At 46.1% G+C, this 7,153-nt stretch carries 8 protein-coding genes; 5 read left to right on the top strand and 3 right to left on the bottom strand.

Going from position 1 to position 7,153, the window contains the following annotated elements:
* Positions 1-365: 365 nt before the first annotated feature.
* The 5 genes from ACWIUF_RS06965 to ACWIUF_RS06945 all read left to right on the top strand — a co-directional run bounded on the left by ACWIUF_RS06965 (position 366) and on the right by ACWIUF_RS06945 (position 4,643).
* Positions 366-551, top strand: a complete 186-nt coding sequence (locus tag ACWIUF_RS06965) for a DUF4007 family protein (protein WP_448571562.1) — start codon at positions 366-368, stop codon at positions 549-551.
* A 100-nt stretch (positions 552-651) separates the two neighbouring features.
* Positions 652-2,937, top strand: coding sequence for a DEAD/DEAH box helicase family protein (locus ACWIUF_RS06960; RefSeq protein ID WP_448571561.1), 2,286 nt, complete (start codon positions 652-654; stop codon positions 2,935-2,937).
* 193 nt (positions 2,938-3,130) lie between these two features.
* On the top strand, positions 3,131-3,379 hold the full coding sequence (locus ACWIUF_RS06955) for a helix-turn-helix transcriptional regulator (RefSeq protein WP_448571560.1): 249 nt from the start codon (positions 3,131-3,133) through the stop codon (positions 3,377-3,379).
* A gap of 145 nt (positions 3,380-3,524) precedes the next feature.
* Positions 3,525-4,202, top strand: coding sequence for a Uma2 family endonuclease (locus ACWIUF_RS06950; protein ID WP_448571559.1), 678 nt, complete (start codon positions 3,525-3,527; stop codon positions 4,200-4,202).
* 177 nt (positions 4,203-4,379) lie between these two features.
* Entirely contained in the window at positions 4,380-4,643 is a 264-nt protein-coding gene (locus ACWIUF_RS06945; protein ID WP_448571558.1) for a helix-turn-helix domain-containing protein, read from the top strand.
* On the opposite strand, the gene ACWIUF_RS06940 is transcribed toward ACWIUF_RS06945, so the two are convergent.
* From ACWIUF_RS06940 to ACWIUF_RS06930, 3 genes are all read right to left on the bottom strand, one after another.
* Positions 4,640-5,590: an HNH endonuclease gene (locus ACWIUF_RS06940; protein ID WP_448571557.1), complete on the bottom strand. Its 951-nt coding sequence runs from the start codon at positions 5,588-5,590 to the stop codon at positions 4,640-4,642. The genes ACWIUF_RS06945 and ACWIUF_RS06940 overlap by 4 nt on opposite strands.
* A 223-nt stretch (positions 5,591-5,813) precedes the next feature.
* Entirely contained in the window at positions 5,814-6,383 is a 570-nt protein-coding gene (locus tag ACWIUF_RS06935; RefSeq protein WP_448571556.1) for a Uma2 family endonuclease, read from the bottom strand.
* Between the two features lie 102 nt (positions 6,384-6,485).
* Positions 6,486-7,136: a Uma2 family endonuclease gene (locus tag ACWIUF_RS06930; RefSeq protein ID WP_448571555.1), complete on the bottom strand. Its 651-nt coding sequence runs from the start codon at positions 7,134-7,136 to the stop codon at positions 6,486-6,488.
* Positions 7,137-7,153: the final 17 nt, after the last annotated feature.

The following is a 7,153-nucleotide window of genomic DNA, read 5'->3' as shown; positions in this document are numbered from 1 at the left end:
CTGGCATGGTGTTCGATCGCCTGGAGGGCGGCGGGGAGATGGGGGAGGGCGCTGAGGTGGATGTAGAAGGCAGTGGGCAGGCGTTTGCCGACCTGGCTTTGCTGGCTGGCTTGGGCAATGGATTCGCTCCAAGTGGTTGCATAAAGAAACATGAAGCTGTCGCTATCTTAATATGCCTAACGTCCTACTCTCTAATTAGGGTCACAGTGGCTATTAATCCGGTTTGGTGGCACTATATCTAGTGGTTATTAGCCAAGGATAAAGGAAAACAAAAAGGATGAAACTCATGTGTAAGCATAGCAATTAGTTGTCGCATCTTATCAGGGTTAGGATAATCTAGTACATAAATCCTTAAATCGTATCCTATGGTTCAACAAATGAGCTTGGCAGGGGGGCCAATCGATACTAGGCAAGCACTCGTTTTTTCGCGTCATGAGACTTTTCACCCCCGGTTTGGTTGGTTGAAGAAAGGATTCGATCGCGCGAGTGATGATCCAAGGGTTTTTCTCGAAGAGGATGCGCCAGTTAGGCTAGGTGTTGCACTTCACTGAAAGCACTCTGTGAGGCTTTGGGTGTGCCACTGAACGAATTATCAGACGGTTTTAGTACAAACCGTGAATGTTGAAATATCAATACCCACCTAGTTCTTCTATGGATAGTCTCGATCCCATCCCATCTCAAATCAGTCAAGAAAGATCGGCCAAAAGTAGCACCAGCGAAGATTTATTTGTTGATATTTTTCAAGAAGTTTTAGGATTTGAGCGCACTCAATTACTAATTCCTCAATATCCTGTAAAGGATATTTATAATAACGGGCGTTTCATTGATTTTGCATTTGTGTCTCGGCTAGGCAAGTATGCTTTTGAAATTGATGGTGAAGTATGGCACGCACCTGATGGAGCAATGGTTACTTCTCAAATTTATCGTGATCAATTATTACGCCAGAATAGTTTAATCTACCAGGGATGGAAAGTCTACCGTTGGACGGATATTCAACTGGAAACTGAGCGAGAACACATCCAGGAGCAGCTTCTGCTTTTTTTAGAAAAAGAAATCGCACAGGGAACGCTAGATGGCTTTTTGCCGAAACAAGAAGTTGGAGAGATTTCACTAAAAGAACATCAACTGGATGCACTGAACCAACTGGAGAAATTGCGAAATGAAGGCAAAGGAATTACTCTACTAACCCATGCAACAGGCACAGGGAAAACCCATGTTGCCATTTCCCATGCTCATAAATTGGGCCTTAGAACTCTTTATCTGGCCCATCGAAAGACTTTAGTTACCCAGACTCAGGAGAGATTTTCTGAACTTTGGGCTGAGGTAAATTCTGCTATTTATCAGAAGAAGAAGGGTAAACCAGACACTCACATTGTGTTATCTACAGTTCAGGCGATTTCAGATTCATTAGATCAATTTGATGAGTGTGAATTTGGCTATATCATTATTGACGAATGCCACCATTCAGCCGCAGAAACTTACCGCAAAGTAATTAGTTACTTTCGTGCACAATTTATTCTTGGATTAACAGCAACACCTGAACGTCATGATGGACAATCGTTAACAGAAATCTTTCAAAACTGTGCCCATCGACTTGAATTAGAGGAGGCGATTCAGCGCGGATTATTAGTCCCAATTCGTTGTATTCGTGTCAAGACCAACATTGATCTGACGAAAGTAAGATTTAATGGGGTCGATTACCGCAGTAGTGATCTAGGTCATACTTTGAAAATACCTGATCGCGATCGCCTAATCGTAGATACTTACTATAATCATACACTCGGCAAGCGGGCTGTTTGTTTCTGCATTGATGTAGCTCATGCTGAACGAATGGCGGAGCTTTTTAATCAGAAAAATGTCAAAGCTGCTCACGTTTCTGGACGAATAGCAGACAGGGAAAGAGACCAGATCCTAGAAGACTACCATACTGGTAAAATCCATGTTCTTTGTGCCTGTGATATTCTCAACGAAGGTTGGGACTCGCCTGAAACTGAGGTTCTGCTGATGGCACGTCCAACTCTTAGTAAGGTTGTCTATGTTCAGCAACTTGGACGCGGTACCCGCACTGCTCCGGGGAAAGAATACTTGTTGGTGTTTGATTTTATTGATAATACCAGCCGCTATACTCAAGCACTCAACGTTCACCGCCTGTTCAAAAATCCCCACTATCGTCCTGGTGCACTCGTTGCAGCCCCTAATGAAATGCTTGATGAAGAAGCAGAAACCTATGCCAAAGGTGAGAAACCGTCAGTTGTATTAGAGCTGCATCTATGGATTGATAAATATGAAGTCATCGATATTTTTCGGTGGCAAGATGAAGTTAAAGATATGTATCAGACTCGTGAATTAGAAGCTGAGCTAGGTGTTGCTGACAATGTAGTAAAACGGTGGGTTTCCACTGGACAGCTAGTTCCTGATCACACAATTCCAATTGGGATAAAAACTTGCTATTACTTTAGGAAAGATCGTCTTGATGAAATCCGAAAGCGATTCAATATCACACCTGTTAACAAAGACAACATCAAAAATAAATTTTTTAAGTTTGTTCGAGAAATGGACATGAAATATTCCTATAAACCTGTTCTTTTACTGGGCTTATTACACCTTGCAGATGCTAGTGGAAAAGTTAAAGTTGCAGAGTTAGTTCATTTCTTCAGAAATTTTTACCTGCAACGATTACAGAATGGGCAGCTTAGTGAAAAGCAAGGAAGTCGGATGGAACGAATTACCGAACTCAGCGATCACGACATTGAATCTATCCTACTCTCGATGCCTTTTGAAAAATTTGAACGGCGGAAATTTATCCGTCGCCTCAAAGAACTTACCTTGCTAAAGTTTGATTCTGCTCTTTGGAAAAGCCTCACCGAAGCAGACAAAGCTGAACTTACGACGATCGCTGAAGCTGCCTTGGCAGAATATTATGCAAAATTGACATAAGCGGCGATCAGTCAGTTATAGATCGCCTTTTCCACTTCATCATAATGAAATAATGTGAAACAGCGCAAAGCAGGGTGAGACACTGTTCAGAAGTGCCTTCCCGGTGTTTTCAGCCAATTCTGGAATCAAACTAGAAAATAGTTTCTAGAAAAGAAGCGCCCTTGTCAACCTATTTCTAGAAAATAATTTCTATATGCCGTTACGCCAGCCTGAGTCATCCCCACCAGCAACCCTCAAGACCTTGAGAGAGAAAGCCGGACTCTCTCAGGAGGGTTTAGCCCGGATGATTGGGGTCAGCAGCAAAACCGTCAGCAATTGGGAACGGGGGATCAGCATTGCCAGCTTGACCATCTCCCAGGTCAAAACCCTCTGCCAGGTGCTGGAGGTTACTTTAGAAGAACTCCCCGATGACTTCAGTTCAGAGCCAGGGAATAGCCTATAGCATCAGGCCCTCGCGACGGATATGGCGCAGGAGAAGTGAATACTCAGTCTCAAAGCGCGATCGCGATGGAAACAAACGAGAGAGCAACACATTCCCACCCAATCCACCTTGTTAGAATACAGGCAACCCCGTCGCCCCCCGCCCTATGACGACCGAACAATTTGTGAAGCTGCCCCCCTTGGAAAATGGCGATCGCCTCACCCGCGCCGAATTCGAGCAGCGGTATAATGCCATGCCCCACCTCAAAAAAGCCGAACTGATTGAAGGAGTCGTCTACGTGAGTTCCCCCGTTCGCGTCACTCACAGCCAGCCTCATGCCGACTTGATGACGTGGCTTGGGGTATATCGCGCTGCTACCCCCGGTGTTGCCTGTTACGACAATCCCACCGTGCGCCTAGATGCCGACAACGAACCCCAACCTGATGCCGTTCTCCGATTGGAAACTGGTGGGCAATCCTGGATTAGCCCAGATGATTACATTGAAGGTGCGCCAGAACTCGTCGTTGAAATTGCCGCCAGCAGTGCCTCCTACGATTTACATGACAAACTGCGCGTCTACCGTCGCAATGGCGTCCAGGAATACATCGTCTGGCGCACCTACAGTCAAACGATCGATTGGTTCTACCTGGTGGATGCAACCTATCAAGCGCTGTCCCCCGATGCGGCGGGCATCCTCCAGAGCCAACAGTTTCCCGGTCTTTGGTTAGCCCGCGATCGCCTCCTCGCTGGGGATCTCGCCGCCGTATTGTCCACCCTCCAGGCCGGTATCGCCAGCCCCGCCCACCTTGCCTTTGTCACCCAACGCTGCTCTGCGTTCTCCTGAAGGGGTTTATCAATAAAATAGAGATTGCGTCAGGGATTTGCTTGATGGCCTACAGTGACTTTAGTCTTAGAAAAGTTCTTAAAGATTTTAGCTTGCATACGCAGGATGACTCATTTTTGTCATCTGTTGTGCCAATCAGCCCTAGCGCCTATCTGAAAGAGTTTTTGGATCGTCCTTATGGACTACAGTCGTTGGTATGACTGCTTTAGGAACATGGGTAAAGCAGGACGAGCCTTGGGAAAGGTATTAGCAACTTACAGCATTAGCCAGACCCAACTGGCGGCAGAGATGGGTATTGGACGATCAAATATCTACCGCTGGGTTAATGAAGTCCGTGATCCCAACTCGGAGACCGTTTTGAACATCATGAAGGCACTGGCAACTATCAATCCTGACGCCTCGGCAACGTTCAAAGCCCTTTACATGGATGAGCAACCCTAGGCAAGTTTCCAAAAATGCCGGTGCCACTGGAGCGATTCGAGACTCGGATAGTATTCGGAACGGCTGGGTAAGTGAATCAACTCATCCGCAAAATCGTGCATGGATTTGCTAGCCACAGGCGCTTCCTCAGAAAAGCGATCGCGGGGAATAATAATCCGGTAATCATCACTAATCCCAAACCAACCGCGATCGAAAGCCCAATGGTGATTTTTGCAAAGGGCAATACCATTGATAAAGCGATCGTCACGAAACTGGGAGAATGGCTTAATATGGGAGCCATCCACAATATTCTGACTATCTGAACTAATTATTTTTAACCGGCAAAAAGCACAACGTTGTTCATATAGCGAAACAACAATTCGACGAAAGGCAGCACTTCTGACAAAAGTCCGATCCTCGTCTTTGAGATCCTCAGTCCTATAAACTAGACCGCCTTGGTCAAATAACTTTAGTTGAATAGCCTTAAACTCATCAACATTATAAAGAGCCTTAATTTCCTGCGATTTCTTTCCAAACCAAGTCTGGATTAAAGTATTAATCAACTGAGTTCGCGCTGGTTCAGTTTGTAGTAGCTCAAATAACTCATTATCGAAATAGGCATAGCTAACGGCATCTTCTAAAGCCTTGAAAGTTCTAACTTTTACTCTCGATCTAATCACAGCTTCAAAACCAGGATTGGGGGCAAGGTGCCAGAAACCATCACCCGTGAGGTGAAAAAATGGTAGCGCAATGTTGGAGTGATGATCAGTGGAAACTAAATGCGTCCAATATTTCAAAAAAGTAGCAATTAGCTCAGGAGAGAGATCAATGCGATTTTGCTGGATTGTTCCCTGTGAGATGAGTTCAAGGACTGATAATAATAAAGTGGGCTTATGAGGTGCTGTACCATGAGAGCGACTGACGTTCAGCTTTGAGAATTTTTGATTATAGAATTTTAAATCTTTCATAGCTTACGATTTAGACTCTGCGAGGGAGCAAACTAGGGTGCATCCCACTTTCGTAACCCTCACCCTAAATCCCTCTCCCAGAGGGGGAGAGGGACTTTGAATCTCACTCCCCTTCGCCCATTTTGGGAGAAGGGGTTGGGGGATGAGGGCAAATTTGCAAATCTGGGATGCTCCCGCAAACTAAACTACCCACTCTATGGTGCGATCGTTGCCCTAACAGCAATTATGACGGGTTCCCGGCATTTAAGAGTTGTTCAACCGTCAGGTTCAGTTCCGGCAAGAGCGACGATTGAATACGATCGCCCCCAACATACTCGATCGCTTCATACAACCCATCCACCAGCAGCAGCACCAGCACCGTTGCCCTGGTTGGATCAATAATCCAATACTCTGGAATCCCACGTGCAGCATATTCAGACCGCTTAAACCGATAATCCCGATCCTCATTCGCCTTACCGGGAGACACCACCTCCACCACCAGTAAGGGGGCCGGCATCTCCACCGTAATCGTGCTACGCCCCGATGTTAGCAACACTGCCGCGAGATCTTCTCCTAGGATCATCAGATCCGGCATTCGCACTCGCCCCGCTACAATAATCTCAACATCCTTATGCCGAAGCCACCTTATTGGCACCAATCTTGACAGCGATACGAGTAAAAACACAGAAATCAATGCATTAAGATTACTTTCGGGTGGCATGTTAATGATTTCTCCACCCACAAACTCTCGCTGCCCTTCAAAAGTATCTTCCAGAGCCAAATAGTCCGCTAAGGTCAACCTTGTCGTAACCATCCTTACCTCTCTGCTGCAATAATCCCAGTGTCCTCAAATTCACTTGCACATGAAGCACACCAATGGTTTTGGCTCCCTGTTCAGAACGATCGTAGTCCGGTTCTAGTCATTAAACACCTGTAACAACCAGCGGTTAATTTCGCCATCCTCCTGCGTTTGACTGCGCTTCAGCGCCTCTTCCACCAGCGCCATAGCCAATCCCGGTAGCACCTGCGACTCTTGAATCTGCTTACTGCCGCCGTCTGCCACTGCAAAGGCAAAAACGGCTGCCACATTGACATCCACTACCCAGTATTCCTGCACCCCGAATCGTTCATATAACAATCGCTTACGTCCCAAATCATCACTTAACGTAGTTGAAGCAATTTCGATCGTCAGTTGCGGTGTACCATACTCATTCACATCAATTGGCGCATTCTCTAAGGGCGGAAGCCGAAATGTTGAACCAAGGTAAAACGCAATATCTGGCTGACAATCTTGGATGCCTTGCTTGCGAAAGGTTGTGTTGGTTAGCTCTGCACTCCGGATACTTTTTAAGGTTGTAAACAAAACGACCAAGGTTGAGACAATGGAATTTTCGCGCCCGTGCAAGGGGCCTAATGCAGCCATTTCAATCCTCATCCACCCGTCATCATAGTAGCACCGTCCTGCTTCGTACTTTGGATCACTCGCTAGTCGGGTGTATGCTTCCCAGGTAGATGCAACCCAGGCATCGGTTACCAAGTTTTTGGATATGGGTAGGGTGTTGACCATTTTCAATTTTCAATGCT

The organism is Trichothermofontia sp., from assembly GCF_053493415.1.
Note: the sequence above shows the minus strand (reverse complement) of the source record. Positions and strands in the feature narration are given on the sequence as shown.